Below are 509 nucleotides of genomic sequence, written 5' to 3'. Positions count from 1 at the left end.
CGTCGAGCAGCAAGGAAAACTGCCTTCGCCACTGGGAATTCATCCGCCGCTACATGGAAGAAGGGCCGCGCGCCGTACTTAACGCGCCCGGACTAGATCTTTATCTCCCGATCGCCGACAAGCGCGAGACGTTGTACCAGGGCTGGATACAACTGGTTTCGCACGATGCCTGGAATCCGGTCTTCAAATGGCTGATGTTTCCGTTCCACGTGCTGTTCTTCATCGGCCGTCTGGTGCACCGCGCCACGAGCAAGGTGCCGAAATGGCCTGCGGATGTGGAAGCCGAATGCCGCATTGAACTGGGCGACCCGTACGTGCGCGATTCGAGTCTGAATCCGCCGGGATTTCAATAACCGACCGTTCAGGCAAATACTCGAATGATCGAAGCGAAATCGAGCCAGGCGCAGGCCGAGCAGGCGAAGCAGGAAGCCGCGCCGAAGCTGTTGCCGGATTCGGTGGCGGACGTGCTGACGCAGATCGCGGGTCCGTTGTCGAGAGTGCTGCGAGAG

At 59.7% G+C, this 509-nt stretch carries 1 protein-coding gene; it reads left to right on the top strand.

What is annotated here, in order from left to right; all coding sequences use genetic code 11:
* Positions 1-353, top strand: a 353-nt coding sequence (locus G3N64_RS39430; protein ID WP_346778863.1) for a DUF6708 domain-containing protein, incomplete at its 5' end; no start/stop codon positions are given.
* Between the last annotated feature and the right edge of the window lie 156 nt (positions 354-509).

Origin of the sequence: Burkholderia sp. Ac-20344 (genome assembly GCF_017104975.1) — a bacterium.
Lineage (GTDB): Bacteria > Pseudomonadota > Gammaproteobacteria > Burkholderiales > Burkholderiaceae > Burkholderia.
The sequence above is the reverse complement of the archived record's forward strand: the minus strand, read 5'-3'. Positions and strand labels throughout refer to the sequence as shown.